Annotated in this window: 1 protein-coding gene; it reads right to left on the bottom strand. The window is 25.9% G+C overall.

The window, feature by feature from the left end:
* Nucleotides 1-77: 77 nt before the first annotated feature.
* The coding region (locus tag FZ949_RS09415; protein ID WP_187424729.1) for a hypothetical protein at nucleotides 78-922 on the bottom strand (845 nt) is incomplete at its 5' end.

Consider the following 922-nt stretch of genomic DNA (forward strand, 5'->3'; position numbering starts at 1 on the left):
ATCATGTAATAGAAAAAGCTGAAAACAATTTATGATTATAAAAACATAAAATATAAAAGCAAAAGAATATATATCTTTTACAAGCAATAAAAAATACTTAATATTACAGATAGTAGTACAAATAGTATTAAAAATACACAATCATCAAGAGAACTACAATTAACTCTCTCAATAATTGTAATAAAAAGTATAAATGGGCTTAAAAAGGAAATAATTCCAAAGAGGGCTAGAAGCAAAGAATCAAAGAATTTATCTTTTTTATTCAATTTTTTACTATTAAAAAGATAGTAAATAAAGATATCTATTGGAAGGAGTATAAAAATAATAATTTCTATTTCTTCTTTGCTAAGATTATAGTCTTTGTAAATCATAAGTACAGCTAATACCAAGGTTGCTACACAAGAAATTAGATAGACTAACCAAATTGCATTATTTTTAATGTCTCGTATACAAAATGCAATAATTAATTGCATTATTGGCGCAAGATACAATATAAACAGCAGACTAAGGCCTGCTAAAGCCAGTGAAACCAAAAGTGAGAAAATATCGCCACTTTCAGGCATTGGAATGTAGCCTATATTTTTATTAAACACAAAATATATTATAAATGGCGTTAGGCCAAGTAAAGCTATTAAGCTCTTATAATGATTTTTTATAAAGCCTGCTTTTTCTAAAAGAAATTTCAATTTTCCTTGGTCCTTATACTCTGTACTAAATTTGTCTAATGTAATTTTTAACTTTTTCCCTTCTGCAACATACATACTACTTTCTTTAAATTTATCTCCATATTTTTGTTTTATTAGAATTAACTGTTCAGAAATTTTTGTTTCATAGCTTTGATGTATTGCTTCTTTGTACTGTTTTATATCAATATCAAGCAACTCTGCTAATGTCAAAATATTACCACCTGATACAACATCAT

Origin of the sequence: Campylobacter concisus (genome assembly GCF_902460545.1) — a bacterium.
Taxonomy (GTDB): domain Bacteria; phylum Campylobacterota; class Campylobacteria; order Campylobacterales; family Campylobacteraceae; genus Campylobacter_A; species Campylobacter_A concisus_AE.